The sequence below is a fragment of the Bacillus sp. 1735sda2 genome (assembly GCF_024159245.1).
In the GTDB taxonomy this organism is placed as follows: domain Bacteria; phylum Bacillota; class Bacilli; order Bacillales; family Bacillaceae; genus Bacillus; species Bacillus pumilus_O.
The window spans coordinates 1,442,349-1,463,681 of record NZ_JAMYWZ010000001.1; the positions used below are offsets into that span (position 1 = coordinate 1,442,349).

The following is a 21,333-nucleotide window of genomic DNA, read 5'->3' on the forward strand; positions in this document are numbered from 1 at the left end:
AAGGACAACCCTAAAAAATGAAAAGGAGGGTCGGACGACGATGGAACAAAAAATGAAAGATTCGAATCAGCTTTATTCGAATATCGATTTACATGCCGTTCTTTCTTCTAATGGCCGCTTTCTCTACATTTCTTCTAACTGTAAGCAGCTTTTGCTCTATGAACAAAAGGATTTACTAGGGTGTTTTTTGAAAGACTTTGTTCATACCGAAGATCAATTTCTCGTCGAGAGTTATTTCTACAATCAGCACATGCTAGAGATTTGCCACTTTAGGTTGCTTAGAAGTGATCTAACAGCTGTATGGATTGAGGCTAGTATTGATTTTGTTGCTTGTGATGAGCTAGACAGTGAATTAAGTAGAGAAATGATCCTAAAAATGAGGGTGCTGGACGCTGAACCGCAAAAAGCAGTATTTCAAACAACATCAGAAGTGTCAGAACAGTCGTTAGGCAGTCTGCCGGCTTTCCAACATGTCAGTGAAGCTGAACAATTGATTGCCATGCTGCCAAATCCGTTATGTATTACGATTTTAGGGGAAATTGTTTATGCGAATGATGCGATGCTTCAATTAATGGGGGTCAGTACAAGAGATGATATGATCGGCAAAACTGCATTTGACTTTATTGCTGAGGAGTACCATGACATTGTGAGAAGCCGAATTACGAGGCTGCAAGAAGGCCTTCCAGTCGGAATGATTGAACAGATATGGAAGCGGAAAGATGGGAGTAGCATTCATATTGAAGTGAAGTCATCACCAACGATCTATCAAAATCAGCGGGCAGAGCTTTTGCTGTTAGTAGACATTTCATCCCGTAAGAAATTCCAAACCGTTCTGCAAAAAAGCCGGGAGCGGTATCAGCTGCTCATCCAAAACTCCATTGATACGATTGCGGTCATTCATGATCACAAATGGGTGTTTATGAATGAATCAGGCATTAAATTATTTGAAGCCGAGCATTACGATAAATTAATAGGAAAAGATATTTTCCATCAAATCCATTCATGTGACCAGCAAAAAGTGAAAAAGAGCATATCACGTATTATTGAAAGAGCTTCAGATTCTGAGATTGTCACGATGAGCTGTCATACGTTTAAACACAAGCTGATTTATACAGAAATGGTGTGTATCCCAACTACATTTTTTGGAGAAACAGCCGTTCAAATTATTTTAAGAGATATATCCGAACGCAAGCAGACAGAAGAGCTCATGCTTCGATCTGAAAAATTATCGATCGCAGGTCAATTGGCTGCAGGCATTGCACATGAGATTAGGAACCCATTGACTGCCATCAAAGGCTTTTTGCAGCTCATTAAACCGAAAACGAAAGATCGGGATCAATATTTTGAGATCGTTTTCTCTGAGCTGAGCCGGATAGAAATTATTTTAAGCGAGCTGCTCATGCTGGCAAAACCGCAGCAAACGGCATCCATGCAAACACTAGATTTGAAAAAAATCATCAGCGAAGTCACGGCTTTATTAGAAACACAAGCGAATTTAAATGGCATTTTAATGAACACGAGTGAGATAGAAGAGGGTCTCCTGATGAATGGGGACCAAAATCAGCTCAAGCAGGTGTTTATCAATTTAATCAAAAATGCCGTAGAATCCATGCCGGACGGAGGGAAGGTTGATATTACGGCCAAAGCAGAAAGAGATGGAATTCACGTCACCATTCGTGATGAAGGGATCGGCATTCCTGAATCGGTTATGAAGCGAATAGGAGAGCCCTTTTTAACGACAAAGGAAAAAGGGACTGGGCTAGGGCTTATGGTGACATTTAATATTTTAGAAAATCACAACGGGACGATCCGTGTGGATAGTCATCCAGAAAAGGGCACCGCATTTCACATCATGTTTCCTGCAAAATAAAAACAACGGCAGGAGAGCCGTTGTTTCAGTCTGTTAAATGAATGGAACGTTTTTCAAGAACGAATTGTTCTAGGCGATCAAGTCCTTCTTTCAGTGTTTCAAGTGAATAAGCATAGGATAGACGCACATACCCCTCGCCGAGTGGAGAGAAAGCAGACCCTGGTACAACAGCAAGTCTTGTACTTTCTAACAGCTCCATACAAAAATCAAAGGAACTCATCCCAAACGATTCAATGGATGGAAAAATATAAAAAGCGCCAGAAGGCTTAATAACCGGAAGCCCCATAGAAATGAGCCGATCGTAAACATAATCGAGTCTTTTCTTATACTGCTCTCTCATGATGAGTGCATCATCTACACCATTTGTCACAGCTTCAAGTGCCGCCTTTTGTGAGACAGCCGAGGCACAAGACACGTTATATTGATGTACTTTTAATACATGTTTAGCAATTGGAGCTGAAGCAAATAAAAAGCCAATTCTCCAACCGGTCATGCTATGAGACTTAGACAGTCCATTAATCACAATGGTCTGTTCCTTTAAGAAAGAAGCGATCGAATGATGCGGCCGGTCAAATGTCAGCTCGCTATAGATTTCATCGGATAAAATAAAGATATCTTTCCCTTCAAGTAGCTGGGCAATCTCTTTCAATTCTTCTTCTGAAAGCGTGACACCAGTTGGGTTTGAAGGATAAGGAAGAACAACACACTTTGTATTTTCCGTTAATGCATCCTCAATCAGCTTGGCATTTAATTTAAAGCCAGCATTCGTTGTATCGATATGTACTGGCTTCCCACCGCACATTCGAATGATCGGTTCATAGCCAGGGTAGACAGGTCCAGGTAAAATCACTTCGTCACCCTCTGACAAAATGGTTCGAAACGCAGCATCAATCGCTTGACTAGCACCTGTCGTTACAATGATCTCCGACTCAGCCTCATAATCAAGATTGACTTTCTTCTTGATGTAGTGCTGGATCGCTTGTCTTAGCTCTAGGAAACCAGCGTTGTGTGTGTACGAAGTGAAATTCTCGTCAATCGCTGCTTTGGCAGCTGTTTTGACATGATGCGGCGTATAAAAATCGGGCTGGCCTATCGTCAAAGAAACGACATCCTCATATGACGATACGAGATTTGAAAATGTTCGAATGCCTGAAATTTCAATATCCTTTACTCTTGGATTCAGCAAATGCTCCATTTCTCATCACCTTAAAAATTTATGTTTTTATCCTATTTTACCATTCACTGCATAAATGTCACCTGCGAAAGGCACTGGATATCATTATCTGTAGTCTATTCTTCTATTCATCACAGCATGAGTGATATATTGAAGAAAGAGCAACATTTATTATAGCGTAACCTCACGAGAAAATACAGGCTGCGATGAACATGATTAGAAAGCGGCAAAACTGTGTAAACTGAAAGAACGAAAGAATCAAGTCATGGGAAGTGCTTTTATAGACATACGATCTCTTAAAGGAGGACGGTAATGGCACAATCAGCGAAGACATCGAAAATAGCGTTTCTATCCGTCATGAGTAACACATTTGTTGTCATCTTAAAAATCATTGTGGGTCTGCTCACTGGATCTGTTGCGGTGTTATCAGAAGCCATCCATTCTTTTCTCGATTTGATGGCATCTTTTATTGCATTTATCTCTGTTCGTATTTCAAGAAAGCCAGCAGATTCTAAACATCCGTATGGCCATGGAAAAGTCGAAAATATTTCTGGAACGATTGAAACATTGCTGATTTTCGTTGCTGGCATTTGGATCATCTACGAATGTGTTCACAAATTAATGCATCCAGAGCCAGTCAAGCTGCCTGTACTTGGCATTGTGGTGATGCTAATAGGTGCGATCATCAATTTTATCGTATCAAAAGTTGTGAACAAAGAGGCGGAAAGGGTCCATTCTGTCGCCATGAAATCGAATGCATTGCACCTGTTAACAGATGTGTATACGTCATTAGGGGTCGCATTCAGTTTATTGCTTGTCGCATTAACCGATTGGTATTTCTTAGATCCGATCATTGGGATGATACTTGCTCTCTTTATTATGCGAGAAGCGTTTAAGCTCATGAAAGAAGCCTTCCCGCCGCTCGTAGACGCCCGGCTAACGCCCGAGGAAGAACAATCGATCGAAGCAATCATTCAAGGATTCAGTCAAGAGTTTATCGAATATCATGATTTTCGAACAAGACGATCCGGGGCAGAGGAGTATATTGATTTTCATTTGATTGTAGACGGCAAGACAACGATTGAAGATGTTCATCAATTATGTGATCGAATTGAAGAGAAGATTGAGAAAGAATTTCCGCATGCACAAATCTTTATTCATGTAGAACCTGAAAGTGAAAGAAGCACGCAAACGTAAAAAGGGCGATCAACCACCTTAGGTTGTATCGCCTTTTTTTACGTTTCATCTATGCAATGAAATCAATATCCATAAGCAGTATCGTAATCTTCATACCAAGAGATATAAGCTGTGTCATCATTTGACAAATCATGCTTCATGTCTAAAAAATCAGCTTCGCAAATATCTTCAATCACAGTCATTTCATTGTTCTTTAATAGTACGACAGTTCCCATCATGAACACCTTTCTTTAAAAAATCCTTGACTATTGTACCATGTGAAGAATCATTGTCAACAGCAGAATGGAAACAAGACAAAAATATCACAAAATGTTAAAAAAGCAGGAGGTAAAAGAACTAGAAGTGCCATGATTTTCACAAATTTTCAGTATTTATTCACATAAATCATTGAGGACGACCTGATCTAAAATATATGTAAAAGTGTAAAGTTACATTGATCTTGCGATATTCATAAGATATAATAACGAATGATTATAAGAAATTTATAGAAAACATACATAATAAAGGAGAAATAGGATGGAAACAAACATAACAGAACCACACATTCAAGAAAAGAAGCATCCTGAACTAGCAGGCGTAGGCTATCGTTTTCTTGCACACCTTTTAGATGGTATCATCATCGGCGTACCATATTCTTTTATCATGTTTATTTTGGCAACACTCTTTTTTGTCTCAAGTCCTGAGGCAGCAATGATGATGGATGACGACAGCTATTACTATTCAACAACTGTTATGACAGATGAAGAATGGGAAATTATTATGGGACTTATCTTCTTTTATATAGGAGCGATCTTAATCGGTATCGTGGTGACATGGCTTTATTACGCCATCATGGAATCATCAAAACTGCAAGGAACGCTTGGTAAGATGGCTCTTGGGATTAAAGTGACAAGAGTAACGGGCGAAAAAGTAACATTCGGCCGTGCAACCGGTCGCTTCTTTGCAAAAGGCTTTTTATCTCCAATCTTATGTATTGGTTATATCATTGCCTTTTTCACTGAGAAACAACAAGCACTTCACGATTTAATCGCAAGTACCATTGGTGTGAAGAAATAATGAAAAAAAGCACCTCTGCTCAAATGTAAGGGGTGCTTTTTGTATAGATTGCTTGTATGGAAGAGGGACGCATGACATAAAATAGAATGATAGTGAAAAATTAGGCGGGGAAGGGAGACAAACGATTGAAAACAGGGAAAAAGACCAAGCAGCAGAAAAAAGGAGCAGGCTTCGGGCTGTTTTTGACAGCACCCATTTTGGCCTGGGCATTGTATGACTTTGCTAATACGATATTTTCATCGAATATGATCACCATTTTCTTCCCGTTCTACTTGCAAGAAACGATCGGAGACAGTGCGAGAATGGATCAAATTGCTAGTACATTTATTTCTTATGCAAACGCACTAGCCAGTTTTTTTCTCGTCATTTTCACACCATTATACGGAGTCCTGATTGATCGGACAGGAAAAAAGAAGCGCTACATCACAGTGTTTACTCTCATATGTATAGCTTGTACGTTTTTAATGGGGATCTTTGCTGGAATTGATTTCTCAAGCGAATGGTTTGGATTGCCTGTCTCTTTATTAGTCGTGGTCACCTTGTTTGTGATTGCAAAATTCTTCTATCACTCAAGCTTAGTGTTTTATGACACCATCCTGCCCGATCTTGGGACAAAGGATGAAATACCGCTTATCTCTGGATTTGGCATTGCCGTTGGTTATTTAGGGACACTCGTCGGCCTCACAGTTTATTTACTTGTTGGCAATGACCAATTTCATGAAGCATTTATTCCGACAGCACTATTATTCTTTCTCTTTTTCCTGCCATTTTTCTTTTTTGTAAAAGACCCTCATCCACTGCCACAGCAAGAGAAAAAGGCGTCCTTTTTCAGCGGGTATAAAGAAATTATTCGCACGTTTAAAGAGATGAAGCATTACAAGCCGGCTTTTATCTTTATGATCGCGTTCTTTTTTATGAATGATGCCTTGCAGACAGCGATTGCGATGATGGCTGTGTATGCCAAAATCATCATTGGCTTTACTGCTGGGCAATTTATCCTGCTTTATCTTGTGTCGACCATTTCAAGTATCATTGGTTCCTTTCTATTTGGATATATCACAAAAGCGATTGGGGCAAAGCGCTCGATTACAGTCGTGTATGTGATTTTGATCGTTGCTCTGATTCTGGCTGTGACAGCCACAACGGAATGGGTCTTCTGGGTGGCCGGCAGTTTATTCGGAATTTCACTCGGCGCAAGCTGGGGGGCATCACGAATATTGATTATCGAGCTGACACCAAAGGAAAAAAGAGGACAGTTTTTTGGTCTCTTTGCATTCTCAGGGAAGGTGTCTTCCATTATTGGCCCTATCATTTATGGGTCAGTCACTCTGCTGTTTGCAGAGCACGGAAATCTCGCAAGTCGCCTTGCACTAGGGTCTTTACTCATTCTTGCAGCGATAGGACTCGTGATTCATCAATTCGTACGAGAGAAAGCGTAAAGAAACGTCAACTTTTTACCTATGCTGCCGATATAAAAAGTACAATCTTATATTGAAGAATAGAGGGATTTCCGTGGCTTTAAACAAACAAGAAATTTTACTTGACTCTGGTACCAATGAATTGGAAATTGTGAAGTTTGAAATTGGTTCAAATCAATTCGGCATTAACGTCATGAAAGTAAGAGAAATCATTCAGCCGGTTGAGGTGACGGTAGTACCGCACTCTCATCAAGATGTAGAAGGGATGATTAGTTTACGAGGCGAGATTTTACCAGTCATCAATCTATTTTCCTTTTTTAATGTCGAGTCAGATCAGTCAGAACAAGAGAAATATATTGTGACTGAATTCAACCAACGGAAATTTGTGTTCCATACAGGAAAGGTATCACAAATTCACCGCGTCAGCTGGGAAGAGATTGAAAAGCCAACTGCACTCAATCAAGGGATGGATCGTCATTTAACCGGTATCATTAAGCTTGATGAAAAAATGATTTTCCTTCCAGATTACGAGAAAATCATTTATGATATTGAATCCGCTTCTGGAGTAGAAACGTATCATATGTTTGACGGTGAGAAAGACGAGAGAAGAACAGGGAAGAAGCTTTATGTCGTTGAAGACTCTCCGCTGCTCATGCGTTTATTAACAAATGAATTAACCGAAGCAGGCTATAAAAACATTGTGACCTTTGAAGACGGGAAACAGGCATATGACCACGTGATGGACCTTGTCAGCAAAGGAATTACTGTGACAGAAGAAATTGATATGATTATTACAGATATTGAGATGCCTAAAATGGATGGTCACCGCTTAACGAAATTGTTGAAGGAAAATCCTTTAACGAGTTCCATACCAATTCTCATCTTCTCTTCGCTCATCACGGAAGATTTACGCCATAAAGGGGAAACAATCGGTGCAGATGATCAAATTAGCAAGCCAGAAATTCATCAACTAATTGAAAAAGTCGATCACTTTATTATCTAAACAAAAAACCACTCGTCATGAGTGGTTTTTTTGTTTAAAAATAACTTTCCCCGAGTCGTTTGAAGACGGGCTTTGTATAATGTGATTTTTGTTTTGTGGCGGTAGGTTTTTCTTTTAAACCGACATACGTTTGAAGCAGTTGCTTTGCTCGGTTTAATGACATATTCGCTTTCGGATTGCGATATGATTGATTTAAATTTCCTAAGTGTGGCAAAAATTCGAAGTCTTCTTTAGTTGGTGGCAGGTGAAAATAATAATCTCCAATTTCAATCAGCACGTCGGACTGTTGTTGACTATATTTGGGATTGTTAGAGAAATGTAGGCCCACTTTTCTTCCTTTACCTTCTTGCAATAGTTTCTGCAGCGCACGTTTTTTCAAAAGATAAAGAAATTTGGGATTTGGTGCGGTTTTAGCATGGCGGTTAACAGTATAAATGGCTTTTGCGATGTTTTCTGCTGTAGGTTCTATGTCTTTAGTATGAGCATAATCGTCCATTTTTTCTCTCCTTTGTCTTTCGTCTTCCTGTGCTTAGTATAAATTATACGTTTTTATTAGTAAATTGCAAATAGAGTTATTGTAAAAAGAAAACCTTTCGTATAGAGGGATTAGGGAGGATTAGAAATTTAATTGTTTAGAATCCCCCCAAAAACACCCCCAAAATTTAAATTCATAGCCTCTTCAAAACTTCAACTGATTCTATTTCTAATTCTTCAAAAGTATGGCTATATATATCATTAATCATTTGAGGGCTGTTCCAAAGACGATCAGCTATGACTTTGACTGGTATTCTTTTGCTTATCAGTATAGTGCATGAGTATGCCTTAAACCATGAACAGTTATTTTTTTAGTTTCTGATTATCAGCGACAGTATTTACAGCATAATTAAGTGAGTTAGGTGATATAGGTTTTCCACTTGTCCGACTGATTAATATGAAATCTTCTTCTTTTAGAGGTTGATCAAAGGAAAGCTGCAACTCTTTAAACCATTTTTTGTATATTTTTAATTGTTTATTACTTTCCTTCCGATTTTTATAGTGCGGTAACTATTAATAATTTTTTGGAGCGTAAAAAGATGATGTAACTGGTATGCCGAGCGGCTTCACCGAATTGGATCGAATGACGTCGGGTTTTCAGCGGCAAGAATTTATAATCGTTGCCGCTCGTCCATCCTTAGGAAAAACCGCCTTTTGTTTGAATGTAGCAAGCAACTTCATGGAAAACCCCCTTAATTTAGGTAAAGGCGGAGCGGTTGGCATCTTCTCGCTTGAAAAAATTAATAAAACGGATGCAATCAAGCATCGGTAACATTAACGCCCAATCCATTCGTACGAGTAATTTAAACGCTGATGAGTGGGGCAGATTAAGCAAAGTGAACGGGGTTTTAGATTGTGCCACTCTTAGAATATTTGATCAACCAGGCATGACGATAAATGACATTTGGGCAAAGGCTCGTAAAATGAAACGGGAATTTGAAGGAAAGGACATGATGATCATTATTGACTGCCGGATTTAGTATCGTCCCTCCAGCTGTGAGGAACGCTTTTCATTCATCTACAGAGAGTACGGCCATGAAACGTATTGATTGGGAACAGAAACGAAATGTATATCTTGAAAGAGTGCAAAAGGCTGTCAACCGTCTTCCTGCTTATGAAAGACAAATAATTATTAAACGTTACATGCAGCAAGAATCTGTTTTCGATTACCAGGTTTATAATGAAATTGGAATGAGTGAAAGATCATATACACGCTTGAAAGGAAAGACATTCCTAGACCTGGCTTACGCGCTCAATGAAGTTGTATTTAAAGCACCCGTTTAGAGGTGTTTTTTGTTAGCAATTTTGGTTCGAATGCTGCTGACCTGTCAATATAAAAGTGGTTTAGGAAAGCAGATTATCTCATTCAGTTAGATAATGTGACCATTGTTAGCATCGTTAAAGTTAAGTGAGTGGCTAAAGGGGGGCTTAAATGGCATACTTATGGCACAACCTTGGCAAAGCATATGGTATTGGGTGTTAGGTATGTGGAAGGCCTTTTCACTAAAGCACCTCATTATACTTAAGCTAAAAATAAAACAGATCGTAGAAAAACATGAGTTTCTCTACAATCTGACCGCGCCTTATAAGTCGTTTAAAAGACTTTTGTTGATTCTACTCCTTGGTGGTGTCGTTTTGTTGCTCTATGTTTTTTAACCTGTTCTCGATCCTCGAGCCGAAAACGCAGATTACTATTAAAATTGCTATGCCTACAAATAACAAATAAAACTCCTCCTTATCTTATCGAATTAAATATTCATGAGTCTTTTAATATTATCCCATTAATTGAAATTTTATATTAATGGTAAATTTTTCTTTTAGAGGTGTCGGGTATAAAATCCTTAGATTAAAACGATTGTAAGTGTGCACGTAACTAACGAAACAATAAGAGAACTGAATACTATTAAAGATCTGTTTGGTTGATTAACGTTTAGTTTAGTACTGAATTTAGTACATGAAAATGATTGTGAGATGTATTTTATTCTTTTTGTAATCTCTAAGTATTCTTTAGGCTGCTTTTTTATCTTTGGCTTTTTATTGGCGTAAAAGTGGCGTGTTTTTGGCGTAATGTTGGCGCAGCATGACGGGAAAAAGGTTGTAGTATTGTATTATGCATAACCTAGAGGACAGAGGGGGCATATTCAATATATCGAGGGATGATTACATTGATGGAAATGGATCATTTACCTCTGTAATGACCTATAGATTATGAGTGCTTGAAAAATATAAAAAGATCAGAAATTAAGAACTTTTTCCTATTTCCCTCTTAAAATGTGTCTAAAATGTGACGGTTGTGTTTTTGGCAAACTAAATTGAGAATAGACACAGTCTATTCTACACTATGTGGATTTTTTTGAATTACATTTAAAAAGTGCTGTTGGATTTGAAATGAGTGCTTGATGAAATTATTTGCTGTAAGGCGTCTCTGTCTGTTTAAAAATTGGCGGCTAACAAACGGACAGACAGGGGCGGCTTACAGCAAATAAAAAAATGGATTCATGAAATTGGTCTATGTAGTCAATGACTATACGCAGGGACTAACCTTATTCCTCAACATAAGGAAGATGGTAAGTGGGTAACACTTAAAACGAACAGCCCAAACCCACTCAAGCCTGGTCAAAAAGATCATGATGAATGGTCTATTAAAGAAGCATTAGGGAATAAAAAAGGAACATACCGATTTAAAGTGGATGCTGAACGATATGACAATTGCTGGCTCAATGACCTTTACGATAGTAACAATCTTTGTCGCATGGTTTAAAAATAACTATGTGACCGATAAAGGTAGGCTGCAAAAAGAAGTTCTACAAAATAGATTAACAAAATAAAGAGCTGCCACATTGTTTACTTTCTTTCGCATTCGTTAAATAAACAATTAATTTTTAACGTTTTATCGGGTGAATTTCTTGAAAATTTCCCAAGCGATAATTGAAAATAAATAAATAAATCCTATACCGAGAACGATTATTAACGTTATAACTAATACACCATTCCAATTAGTCAATGAAATTTCCTACTTTCTCTTTTTGCGTATTTTCCCCAAAATCATTTTTAATATAAGTTGGAAATAGGAAACTTTTTTATGGATTTCAAAATATTTTAAAGAATCTTAGTCTTAAATCTGATCTATTGGAACGATGCCTTTACTTTTTCCAATTTAAAATAATCAGAGGAGAAAGAGTAACCGCAACAGACCAGGCAACTATATGAAACCTTTATATATTACGGTTCATAATACAGCTAACACAGCAAAAGGGGCAAACGCAGCGAGTCACGCATCGTTTGTGAAACCGATCTAGTACAGGTGTAAGCTGGCACTACACGGTGGATGATAAAGTTATCTATCAACATCTGCCGTTAAATGAAAACGGATGGCACGCAGGAACGGTAGAGGAACGGGAAACATGAAGTCAATTGGAATTGAAATTTGTGAAAACGCAGACGGTAATTTTGAGAAGGCGGTCGAGAACGCTCAAAGGTTAATTCGCCAGCTAATGAAAGAGCAAAGCATTCCATTGGCAAATGTTGTACCGCATAAGAGATGGAGTGGGAAAGAATGCCCTCGTAAGTTGCTTAATCGCTGGGACAGTTTCAAAGCCGGGATCGCCGTTGCTCACATAAGTAAAAAGCCGACTGTTAAACCAACAAAAGCAGAACCATCCAAAACAGCAGCTTCAAAGCCTGCTAAAAAATCATATGGCTTGCCAACAGGAATTTTAAAAGTTACAAAGCCTTTTACAAAGGGGACAGGCGTAAAAGCCATACAGGAAGCCCTAGCGGCGGTTTACTACTACCCCGATAAAGGCGCAAAAAGTAACGGCATTGATGGCTATTATGGTCCAAAAACAGCGAATGCGGTCAAGCGGTTCCGGCTTATGCAGGGGCTTGCTGCCGATGGCATCTATGGTCCTAAAACCAAAGTGGCTCTTAAAAAGGCATTGAAATAAGTAACAAAATGAAAAAAGACCTCACATCATAGGAGGTTCCTCTGTCATATTTTGACCAAATCTCCTAATGGTTATAACTTCTATATGTAAATAATCACTTTCCAATTCTACTTACATATATTATACAGAGCGCATGTCTTTCATTTCTCATGTTTTTCCCCATCTAGAGAAAATCTCCTCCTAGGGGGAGATTTTCTTTTTGTGTTTTTATCTTTTTTCTTGTGAAAGGGAAAAATTTATTTTAATATCTTACAAATACTTTTTTGAAAACTATATAAGAAAAAGAACATTATATACGTTATCAATAATAAAAATATTTTTATTGAACATCTTTTAATCTTAGTCTTTTTAATCATTTATGTAGAGAAACAGGAGCATATTCAGATTAGTTACATAGAGTGTTTAAGGGGTGATGTTAAAATGAGAAGATGTAAACATTGTGGAAAATTATGTACATCTCATTCAGGAAATAATAAAAGAGGAAATTGGTATGGTTCGCATGAAGATTATGGTTGGGAGTGTGATAGCTGTAAGAGAGTAAGGAAAAACCCATGTTGTGGAAAGGATCCTTGTGTGTGTGTTATTCAAGGTCGACCAGGTAGGAGAGGTCCAGCCGGTCCAGCGGGTGCAGCAGGTCCAGCCGGTCCAGCGGGTGCAGCAGGTCCAGCCGGCCCAGCAGGGGCAACAGGAGCGACAGGTGTAGGTCTAACAGGAATTGTAGCATTTGATCCAGCATCAGCACCAGGTTATCGAGTAGGTCAAGTGGTGACGTCCAATGGAAGCACATATCTAGTGAATACGGCATCTCCAACAGGAACGCCAGGAACATCACCAGATTACACGTTAATAGCAGGTGCAGGGGCAACAGGAGCGACGGGTGTAGGTTTAACAGGAATTGTGCCATTCGATCCAGCATCAGCGCCTGGTTATCGAGTAGGTCAAGTGGTGACGTCCAATGGAAGCACATATCTAGTGAATACGGCATCTCCAACAGGAACGCCAGGAACATCACCAGATTACACGTTAATAGCAGGTGCAGGGGCAACAGGAGCCACCGGTTCTAGTGGAGCTACTGGTTCTAGCGGACCAACAGGTCCAACGGGAGTGACGGGTGTAGGTTTAACAGGAATTGTACCATTTGATCCAGCAGCAGCACCAGGTTATCCAGTTGGCCAAGTGGTTACGTCCAATGGAAGCACATATCTAGTGAATACGGCATCTCCAACAGGAACTCCAGGAACATCACCAGATTACACGTTAATAGCAGGTGCAGGAGCGACCGGCGCTACAGGTACAGGAGCCACGGGAGCAACAGGAGCGACCGGAGCGACCGGTGCTACAGGTACAGGAGCGACCGGCGCTACAGGTCCAACGGGAGCCAGGGGAGCCACCGGCGCTACAGGTACAGGAGCCACGGGAGCAACAGGAGCGACCGGTGCTACAGGTACAGGAGCGACCGGCGCTACAGGTCCAACGGGAGCCAGGGGAGCCACCGGTGCTACAGGCCCTACAGGAGCCACCGGTCCGCTTATTACCGCTAACAATGCACGTATTACTTCTCCAGCTATTGTGCAAGTAGGAGATGGGAATGCAGTTCCTCTTACTAACAATAATGTTATCAATGGAGCACTTATTTCTCATGTAGCAGGATCAACAGACATTACGTTAGCACCTAACCAGACTTATTACGTGACTTATGAGGCTGCAACAAATTTAGGATTTGCGAATCAAGGTACCTCAATATTAGAATTACAGCTGAATGGTGGTATATTAGGCGGTACACAAAGTGAATTTAATTTAGTAGGTTTAAGTCCTACTTTTCCCGTAAGCACCAGAGTATCACAAAGCTCATCAGCAGTGATCAATACAGGAGCTGGGGCAAATATTTTGACATTAGTTAATACTTCAGGTCATGCTTTAGATGTCGAAGGAACCAATATTAATATTGTAAAACTTGCATAGTAGGGAAATTTATACAGGTGAAGCTGCTAGCCATTGTGAGCAGGAATAATTTATCACAGTAACAATTTTTCGAGTTGTAAAAGGTTAAATTAGGTATTACCCTAAGAGATTGTAGAGAAACTCAAGATTTTCTACAATCTCTTAAAGTATCTATGAACTTTAATTATTTATGAAAAAAGCCTACATACATTCTTCATATTCTGCCAAGAGGCTGTGAGGAGAACTTGTTCGTTCACATTTCGTTTTCCCCTCAGCCGGCTGTAGTGAAGCCCATGCATTTGTTTTGAATTTGCTAAGCTTCTCTTATTTATTCTTTTCTTGTTTTATATGGCACTTTTGAGGTACTTCAGTATTTAGAGCAGAAACAACTTTTCGCATATTCCTATATAGTATTTGCAGGTGAGTATGGGAAACCATGTCGATTTGAAGAAGCTACGACTGCTTATCAAAGGTATTAGTAACACAACTCAAAATTCACAAAAAGGGGATTGTTGGTATGACTTTTAAAAAGTGTTTTACGATGATTGCTCTTACGGTGATTTTAGCTGCAGGAATGTATAGTGTTACAATTGATCGAAACACAACTATGATCGATCGAAATACAACTTTTCAAAACTAATAGGCAAAATTAAAACAGACCATGAAGTTTCTGTTTTTTATGCTGCTTAATCGTTGGGACAGTTTCAAGGTGGGTATTGAAACCGCTCATACAGGAAAAAAGGCAACAGCAAAGCCTGTGAAAGCAACACCTGTCAAAAATACACCATCCAAGCCAAAAGCGAGTAAACCTCTTAAAACATTTAACTTGCCATCTGGCATTATTAAAGTAACCAAGCCTTTGACAAAGGGCGCTGGAGTAAAAGCATTGCAGGAAGCTCTGGCTGCAGTGTTTTACTACCCTGATAAAGGAGCAAAAAACAACGGCGTCGATGGCTATTACGGACCGAAAACAGCGGATGCGGTCAAACGATTCCAATTGATGCATGGTCTTGTTGCCGACGGCATCTGTGGTCCAAAGACAAAAGCAGCTCTTCAAAGAGCATTGAAATAAAAATCAAGATAAAAGACCTCGCATCATTGATATTATCCCCTCTAAGTAGACAGAGTAAAAAGCCCAAGAACATATCTTGGCTGTTACACTATACTTGGAGGGGATTTTTTATGGCGAGAAAAGGACAACAATTTCAACACTATTCGAAAGAATTTAAGATGAAAGCTGTCAAAATGTACGAAGAAGGAAACAAAAGTTACCAGTCATTATCTGAAGAATTAGGTATTAGAAGTTCCACTCAGTTAAAAAGTTGGGTCAGAAAATATCGTGAGGGACAATCTTTTGAAGATCAAAGAGGTACATCAGTCAATCCGTTTAGGGGACACGTCCTAAGTCCATATTTAAAAGTGTAGAAGAAGAGATAGATTACTTAAAGGCACAGGTAGAATACTTAAAAAAGCGTTACCCAAATCTTCACGGGGAGGACGGATTTTAAAGAATGATCGGTTTGAGGCTGTTCACGAATTAAAGAGCTTTTTTCCGTTGACATGGCTCGTCTGTATCGCCAAAGTATCACGATCGGGGTACTATAAATGGCGTAAGAATCAAAAGATTCGAATGGAACGACAGCTGAAAGAACAAACCCTAAAAGAACACATCATGGCCATTCATCATTAAAGACCCTTCTATGGCTATCCTCGGGTGACAATCGCTTTAAAGAAAGAAGGATTTCACATCAACCATAAGCGTGTCTACAGGTTGATGAAAGAGATGAACATCCAATCAATCATTCGAAAAAAGCGTCGGTATTTTGGAAGAAAAGCTTCAGTTATCCATCCAAATAGATTAAACCGAAAATTTAAAACCAATCAATTCAATCAGTTATACGTAACTGATATTACCTATATCGCTTGCTAGCATCACTTCTCTTTCAGCTATACAAGATCTATATAACAATGAAATTGTCGCATGGAAACTGTCAAAACGAAATGATCTTGAATTGGTCATGGAGACATTAGAGAGTTTGACATCCCAACGGGATGTCAAAGGAGCTGTGCTTCATTCAGATCAAGGATTCCAATACACAACAAAAGCATATCAAAAGCGACTAGAAAATGTTGGTTTGAAGGGCAGTCATTCCCGAAGGGGAAACTGCCTAGATAATGCCTGTATCGAATCATTTTTCTCCCATCTCAAAACAGAGAACACTTACTTTTCTTCGTGTCAAACGGAAAAAGAGCTTCATAAAAGCATAGAAGATTACATTCAATTCTATAATCACGATAGATTCCAGAAAAAATTAAACCAGTGCGCTCCGGTAGAATATCGTCACACACTGGCAGCTTAGGCTTTTTATCATTGTATACTTGACAGGGGTAAGACCATTTTTATCTTTTTTCTTGTGGAAAGGAATAATTTATTTTAATTTCTTACAAGATAAAAATGATTTTATAAATCTTCTGTTAACCCTAGTCTTTTTAATCATTTATGTAGAGAAACAGGAGCATATTCAGATTAGTTACATAGAGTGTTTAAGGGGTGATGTTAAAATGAGAAGATGTAAACATTGTGGAAAATTATGTACATCTCATTCAGGAAATAATAAAAGAGGAAATTGGTATGGTTCGCATGAAGATTATGGTTGGGAGTGTGATAGCTGTAAGAGAGTAAGGAAAAACCCATGTTGTGGAAAGGATCCTTGTGTGTGTGTTATTCAAGGTCGACCAGGTAGGAGAGGTCCAGCCGGTCCAGCGGGTGCAGCAGGTCCAGCCGGCCCAGCAGGGGCAACAGGAGCGACAGGTGTAGGTCTAACAGGAATTGTAGCATTTGATCCAGCATCAGCACCAGGTTATCGAGTAGGTCAAGTGGTGACGTCCAATGGAAGCACATATCTAGTGAATACGGCATCTCCAACAGGAACGCCAGGAACATCACCAGATTACACGTTAATAGCAGGTGCAGGAGCCACCGGTTCTAGTGGAGCTACTGGTTCTAGCGGACCAACAGGTCCAACGGGAGCGACGGGTGTAGGTTTAACAGGAATTGTAGCATTTGATCCAGCAGCAGCACCAGGTTATCCAGTTGGCCAAGTGGTGACGTCCAATGGAAGCACATATCTAGTGAATACGGCATCTCCAACAGGAACGCCAGCAACATCACCAGATTACACGTTAATAGCAGGTGCAGGAGCCACCGGCGCAACAGGAGACACGGGTGCCACCGGAGTTACAGGTGCGACCGGCGTCACAGGTGTTACTGGAGCAACCGGTGTAACGGGTAATACCGGCGCAACAGGAGACACGGGTGCTACAGGAGTTACAGGAGCCACCGGAGATACAGGTGCGACCGGCGTCACAGGTGTTACTGGAGCAACCGGTGTAACGGGTAATACCGGCGCAACAGGAGACACGGGTGCTACAGGAGTTACAGGAGCCACCGGAGATACAGGTGCGACCGGCGTCACAGGTGCCACCGGAGCAACCGGTGTAACGGGTGTCACAGGAGCCACCGGACTTTTTTTTAGTAGTGCAATTGCAGGAGTACAGAACAACGATCAAACTGTCCCAGCAGGTGGTATAGTCAGTTTTAGTAACGTTGAAACTATAGGAACTGGAATTACGTTTAATGGAACAAATTCATTCACTCTTAATCAACCTGGTCTTTATCATGTAGAATATGATGTGAATACAGCAGAAAATTCTGGGAGTAGTGTTTTTAATTTAATTGGGAATAATAATATACTTTCAGCTATAGGTAATTCAGCAAGCGGAGGGAATATGGGAGGTGGAGCAGTAATTAGAGTGTTTCCAGGAACCCCAGTTAATGTCATCTTGCAAAATGGCTCAGTTGGAGCAAGGGATTTAGTAACAGTTCCTGGTATTGATGGGTCTGGTTCTGCTGCTAGTATACGGATTGTCAGATTTGCAGACGGACCAGTTTAAAACACTACTGAATTACTGGAAATTAAATGTAAAACAATTATTTAAGAGTTAATTCATTTAGAGTTCTATAAATAAAACTAGTATCTGTTTAGAAGATCCATTAGAAAAATCCATTTTAGAGCTTCTTTTTATTTGAACCGCCATTCTATTTTCTCTTTATCCCAAGCAAGTTCTTTTCGAGATATTAGATTTCTGACGGCTTTTTTTATAGATTTTTCGTCTTTACCTGTTTTTATTTTTAAGTCGTCATTGTGGGGTTCTTGCGGAATCTGCTCATATTATATATGATCCTGTATAGCTTCCTCTCAAGATCATTCATGAAATCACCACCGTGAACTATTTTATTTGAATATCTTTTTCATTAGTTTGCCACTTGCTTTACCCGCAGCCCGTCGCATAACTCGTTTTCCTATAGTACCTTTTTGAACGGCGTTGACGTCACCTAGGTATTTTGATGTCTTATAAAGGAATGATCTTATTTTGTTTATGTTCATTTTACGTCTGTCCATTATAAAAAACTTCCCCCAAAAAGAATACTATCATATAGTTGACTTTAAGAAGGTAGAATTTTTGTGAAATAGGAGAATGTCAGTCATATCAATACTTTAATTTGTCAAGAACGTACGTTTGGTAACGTGTTGGATTATTATTAGTAAATTGTAAATAGAGATATTGTAAAAAGCGATAGGACTCCTATACCTCTCTTATCTACAATAACCATTCAGGAGTGGTCTAAAACTTGTTTGGAAATAAAATATGGCAGAATGATGAGCAAAGACTTTCTGTTGAAGGTGGAAAGATACCGGCGCAGTTCATTTTATATATGCTAAAGGTGTTGTATATTCATTCTTTTAAACATATTCTTCACATAACTTGTGCTGGCGGTGCTATTGGCATTAATGGACAAAGGAGAAAAGAAATTCATTGACTGAATTGCATAATAATTGACTGAATCAAATATATATGAAGTGAACTATTAGTTCATGATAACTACCTATTTTAAATAAATGGGTAGTTTCTCAATTGTATTCATTTTGCATTTGAGACTTTACCATATGCCAGACAACATGTCGAACATATGGTTTCATCATAAGTCTATTTCTTATGATTTGAATAAGCGCAATAGAAGCAACCATTAAAATCAGTTTCATTCGTCATTTTTTTAGCTTCATCAATGGCGCTCTCACCACTCATGTGCAGACCAATCAATTTACGGCTTGCAGCATCACCTAAAAATGCACAATCCTCAGTATGTACAACATACTGACCTTGATCATCTTTTGTATGAATAAAATAATAACTTTTTAGCATACCATTCACCTCCAACCTGACTATCCTACTATAAAACTTCCAATGATGTAAAGATTTTTAATTAAAAATATTGCGATTTTATACTCATTCCTTTTATTTCATAAAAAGTAAAATATGTTATAAGATAAGGAGATTAAAGTTAATGAGAACAGAAAGGACTGTTAGGATTGAAAGATATGTTAACTCCTTTATTTGTCGCACTTGTCGTTGGAAGCATTTTGTATGTGATAGATGATCGGCCCGTTCATCCTTTGCTTCTATTCCTCCTCCTTTTTATTAGCATTTATGCAGTTGAAAGAATCATTCATTTTGCTTCCAATCATTTCGATAAGCAGAAAAAATAACCGCCATTTATGTCTCCGCCATACAAAAAGGACTTTCTATAGAAGAAAGTCCTCAGCTTGTAGAGAAACTCATGTTTTTCTACAGGCTTTTTTATTTTCATCGTAATTATGATGGATGAGATTTAATGAAAAAGGCCTCCCACACACCTAGCCTAGCTTCGCTAGGTGTGTGGCAATCTTTTTCATGTTCTGACACGCAGCTGTGAGGAGAACTTGCTCACTCACATTTTGTTTCCCCCTTAATCGGCAGTAGCGAAGCCCATGCAGTTGTTTTGAATCTGCAAAGCTTCGCTCTATTTTTTCTTTTCTTTTTTTATATAGCTCTTTTCCAGAAACAGTTAGACGATTCTGTCTGATCTTTTCTTTATGTTCTTCCCATATGTGTCTTGAGATGACTCTTTGATGATTTTTCGACCTTGTGCATCTTTCAAGGAAAGGACAAGATGCACATTTTTTAGGATCTGATTTGTAGAATCGATAACCTTTTCGATCTGTTGTCGTATATAAAAGCTTCTCACCTTTTGGGCATATGTAATGATCATTTTCAGAATCATACTGAAACTTCCACTTCTCAAATAATCCTCTTGTTGGATGAAAACGTCTATGGGCAATGACACCAAAAATATGTCGATCAGATAAACCTTTACAAATTGGTGTTGTCAAATAACCTGAATCAAGCGCAACAGCTTCTACTTGAAAACCAAATCGTGCGATTTGGTGATCTAACCGATCAAGATATGGAACAGAATCATGGACATTTCCAGGCGTGACATTGATATTATACTTCATATCTGTTGTCCGGTGGTCTAGGTAGAAAAAGCCTTCAGGCTTGTTTTCGCGATATAGATAGCCACTTTCAGGATCAGTCATACTTTGACGAATGTCTTTTTCTGTTTTCACCTCCTCTTTTACCTTTAAGAGCTTTTTTCCATGTGCCACACGATCTTCTTGGACTGCTTCTTCTAAATCATTGATATAGTTCTGGGTATCTTGTTCAATCGTTTTTCTCGTATATTTATGTTTATTAGCATTGGCTTTAAGATGAGTTGAATCAGTAAAAAGAACGTGACCTCCTACCATATTATGATTGATAGCTTGAAGTACAATCTCATCGAAAATGTCTTGAAAAATCGTTGTATTTTTAAATCGAGTACGACGATTCCAACTAATAGTGGAGTGATGGGGAACGGGATCATTGATGTTCAAACCTAAAAACCATCTATACGCCATGTTATAGTAAATTTCTTTTTCGAGTTGTCTTTCAGAACGGATACCGTAAAGGTATCCGATAAACATCATTTTGAACAAAATAAGCGGATCAAGGGAAGGACGACCTTTATTTTCACTATAATAGGGTTTTACTTTATCTACGATAAATGAAAAATCAATATACTGATCAATTTTACGAAGCAGGTGATCCTCTTCGACCAGTTGATCTAGCAATACAAATTCGGCTTCGTGCTGAGAAGAATTTCTAGTGTGGAACATGAGAAAAACACCTTCCTTTAGAATGCTTTTCTCTATTATAAAATGGAGTGGTGGAAAATTTAAGGGAAAAAATAAAGCTGCCGAGATTTTCTCGAC

General features: G+C 39.0%; 15 protein-coding genes and 6 pseudogenes. 15 read left to right on the forward strand and 6 right to left on the reverse strand.

Annotation, left to right across the window (positions count from 1 at the left end; translation table 11 throughout):
* Positions 1-40: 40 nt before the first annotated feature.
* Entirely contained in the window at positions 41-1,870 is a 1,830-nt protein-coding gene (locus NKR21_RS07435) for a PAS domain-containing sensor histidine kinase (protein ID WP_144458064.1), read from the forward strand.
* 25 nt (positions 1,871-1,895) lie between these two features.
* Here the strand turns inward: NKR21_RS07435 and NKR21_RS07440 are convergent, their stop codons facing one another.
* Positions 1,896-3,065 carry an aminotransferase A gene (locus NKR21_RS07440; protein WP_088003942.1) on the reverse strand — a complete coding sequence of 390 codons (1,170 nt, stop codon included), beginning with the start codon at positions 3,063-3,065 and terminating at the stop codon, positions 1,896-1,898.
* A 291-nt stretch (positions 3,066-3,356) separates the two neighbouring features.
* Between NKR21_RS07440 and NKR21_RS07445 the strand changes: the two genes are divergently transcribed.
* The gene (locus tag NKR21_RS07445; protein WP_088003941.1) at positions 3,357-4,241 is read left to right on the forward strand and encodes a cation diffusion facilitator family transporter; all 885 of its coding nucleotides are present in this window, start codon (positions 3,357-3,359) and stop codon (positions 4,239-4,241) included.
* 62 nt (positions 4,242-4,303) lie between these two features.
* Here NKR21_RS07445 and NKR21_RS07450 read toward each other — a convergent pair whose 3' ends face one another.
* Positions 4,304-4,456, reverse strand: coding sequence for a hypothetical protein (locus tag NKR21_RS07450; RefSeq protein WP_169056411.1), 153 nt, complete (start codon positions 4,454-4,456; stop codon positions 4,304-4,306).
* A 301-nt stretch (positions 4,457-4,757) separates the two neighbouring features.
* Here NKR21_RS07450 and NKR21_RS07455 point away from each other — a divergent pair, with 301 nt between their 5' ends.
* From NKR21_RS07455 to NKR21_RS07465, 3 genes are all read left to right on the forward strand, one after another.
* Positions 4,758-5,297: an RDD family protein gene (locus NKR21_RS07455; protein WP_144458066.1), complete on the forward strand. Its 540-nt coding sequence runs from the start codon at positions 4,758-4,760 to the stop codon at positions 5,295-5,297.
* Between the two features lie 125 nt (positions 5,298-5,422).
* Entirely contained in the window at positions 5,423-6,736 is a 1,314-nt protein-coding gene (locus NKR21_RS07460; RefSeq protein ID WP_144458068.1) for an MFS transporter, read from the forward strand.
* Positions 6,737-6,809: 73 nt separating this feature from the next.
* Positions 6,810-7,718, forward strand: coding sequence for a chemotaxis protein (locus NKR21_RS07465; protein ID WP_144458071.1), 909 nt, complete (start codon positions 6,810-6,812; stop codon positions 7,716-7,718).
* Positions 7,719-7,752: 34 nt separating this feature from the next.
* Here the strand turns inward: NKR21_RS07465 and NKR21_RS07470 are convergent, their stop codons facing one another.
* Positions 7,753-8,214: a YkyB family protein gene (locus NKR21_RS07470; protein ID WP_012009774.1), complete on the reverse strand. Its 462-nt coding sequence runs from the start codon at positions 8,212-8,214 to the stop codon at positions 7,753-7,755.
* A gap of 621 nt (positions 8,215-8,835) precedes the next feature.
* On the opposite strand from NKR21_RS07470, the pseudogene NKR21_RS07475 reads away from it, so the two are divergent.
* The 8 genes and pseudogenes from NKR21_RS07475 (at position 8,836) to NKR21_RS21180 (ending at position 18,094) form a co-directional block, all read left to right on the forward strand.
* A pseudogene (locus NKR21_RS07475) lies at positions 8,836-9,232 on the forward strand (DnaB-like helicase C-terminal domain-containing protein).
* 16 nt (positions 9,233-9,248) lie between these two features.
* Entirely contained in the window at positions 9,249-9,536 is a 288-nt protein-coding gene (locus NKR21_RS07480) for an ArpU family phage packaging/lysis transcriptional regulator (RefSeq protein WP_238389174.1), read from the forward strand.
* A gap of 1,424 nt (positions 9,537-10,960) precedes the next feature.
* Positions 10,961-11,080, forward strand: a pseudogene (locus NKR21_RS07485) (phage holin); the annotation flags it as partial.
* A gap of 378 nt (positions 11,081-11,458) precedes the next feature.
* A pseudogene (locus tag NKR21_RS07490) lies at positions 11,459-12,199 on the forward strand (peptidoglycan recognition protein family protein).
* A 573-nt stretch (positions 12,200-12,772) separates the two neighbouring features.
* Positions 12,773-14,161 (forward strand): collagen-like protein, encoded by a 1,389-nt coding sequence (locus tag NKR21_RS21175; RefSeq protein WP_301287560.1) that lies wholly within the window; start codon positions 12,773-12,775, stop codon positions 14,159-14,161.
* A gap of 661 nt (positions 14,162-14,822) precedes the next feature.
* Positions 14,823-15,212 (forward strand): annotated as a pseudogene (locus tag NKR21_RS07500) (peptidoglycan-binding domain-containing protein); the annotation flags it as partial.
* A gap of 110 nt (positions 15,213-15,322) precedes the next feature.
* Positions 15,323-16,500: pseudogene (locus NKR21_RS07505) on the forward strand (IS3 family transposase).
* 355 nt (positions 16,501-16,855) lie between these two features.
* Complete coding sequence (locus NKR21_RS21180; RefSeq protein WP_301287561.1) at positions 16,856-18,094, forward strand: beta strand repeat-containing protein; 1,239 nt, start codon at positions 16,856-16,858, stop codon at positions 18,092-18,094.
* Positions 18,095-18,222: 128 nt separating this feature from the next.
* On the opposite strand, the pseudogene NKR21_RS07515 reads toward NKR21_RS21180, so the two are convergent.
* Positions 18,223-18,413 (reverse strand): annotated as a pseudogene (locus NKR21_RS07515) (hypothetical protein).
* A 420-nt stretch (positions 18,414-18,833) separates the two neighbouring features.
* Between NKR21_RS07515 and NKR21_RS07520 the strand changes: the two are divergent.
* Positions 18,834-19,022, forward strand: a complete 189-nt coding sequence (locus tag NKR21_RS07520) for a hypothetical protein (RefSeq protein WP_144458577.1) — start codon at positions 18,834-18,836, stop codon at positions 19,020-19,022.
* Between the two features lie 167 nt (positions 19,023-19,189).
* Here NKR21_RS07520 and NKR21_RS07525 read toward each other — a convergent pair whose 3' ends face one another.
* Positions 19,190-19,405 carry a hypothetical protein gene (locus tag NKR21_RS07525; RefSeq protein ID WP_144458578.1) on the reverse strand — a complete coding sequence of 72 codons (216 nt, stop codon included), beginning with the start codon at positions 19,403-19,405 and terminating at the stop codon, positions 19,190-19,192.
* Between the two features lie 176 nt (positions 19,406-19,581).
* On the opposite strand from NKR21_RS07525, the gene NKR21_RS07530 reads away from it, so the two are divergent.
* Complete coding sequence (locus tag NKR21_RS07530) at positions 19,582-19,749, forward strand: hypothetical protein (protein WP_161985290.1); 168 nt, start codon at positions 19,582-19,584, stop codon at positions 19,747-19,749.
* 147 nt (positions 19,750-19,896) lie between these two features.
* On the opposite strand, the gene NKR21_RS07535 is transcribed toward NKR21_RS07530, so the two are convergent.
* Positions 19,897-21,237: an IS1182 family transposase gene (locus NKR21_RS07535; protein WP_253602499.1), complete on the reverse strand. Its 1,341-nt coding sequence runs from the start codon at positions 21,235-21,237 to the stop codon at positions 19,897-19,899.
* Positions 21,238-21,333: the final 96 nt, after the last annotated feature.

Bases quoted from the DNA above. Each gene is read 5' to 3' on its own strand.
- NKR21_RS07435 (WP_144458064.1), top strand. From the start codon at position 41: ATGGAACAAAAAATGAAAGATTCGAATCAGCTTTATTCGAATATCGAT.
- NKR21_RS07525 (WP_144458578.1), bottom strand. From the start codon at position 19,405: ATGCTAAAAAGTTATTATTTTATTCATACAAAAGATGATCAAGGTCAG.
- NKR21_RS07440 (WP_088003942.1), bottom strand. From the start codon at position 3,065: ATGGAGCATTTGCTGAATCCAAGAGTAAAGGATATTGAAATTTCAGGC.
- NKR21_RS07535 (WP_253602499.1), bottom strand. From the start codon at position 21,237: ATGTTCCACACTAGAAATTCTTCTCAGCACGAAGCCGAATTTGTATTG.
- NKR21_RS07530 (WP_161985290.1), top strand. From the start codon at position 19,582: ATGTTAACTCCTTTATTTGTCGCACTTGTCGTTGGAAGCATTTTGTAT.
- NKR21_RS07470 (WP_012009774.1), bottom strand. From the start codon at position 8,214: ATGGACGATTATGCTCATACTAAAGACATAGAACCTACAGCAGAAAAC.
- NKR21_RS07445 (WP_088003941.1), top strand. From the start codon at position 3,357: ATGGCACAATCAGCGAAGACATCGAAAATAGCGTTTCTATCCGTCATG.
- NKR21_RS07450 (WP_169056411.1), bottom strand. From the start codon at position 4,456: ATGGGAACTGTCGTACTATTAAAGAACAATGAAATGACTGTGATTGAA.
- NKR21_RS07455 (WP_144458066.1), top strand. From the start codon at position 4,758: ATGGAAACAAACATAACAGAACCACACATTCAAGAAAAGAAGCATCCT.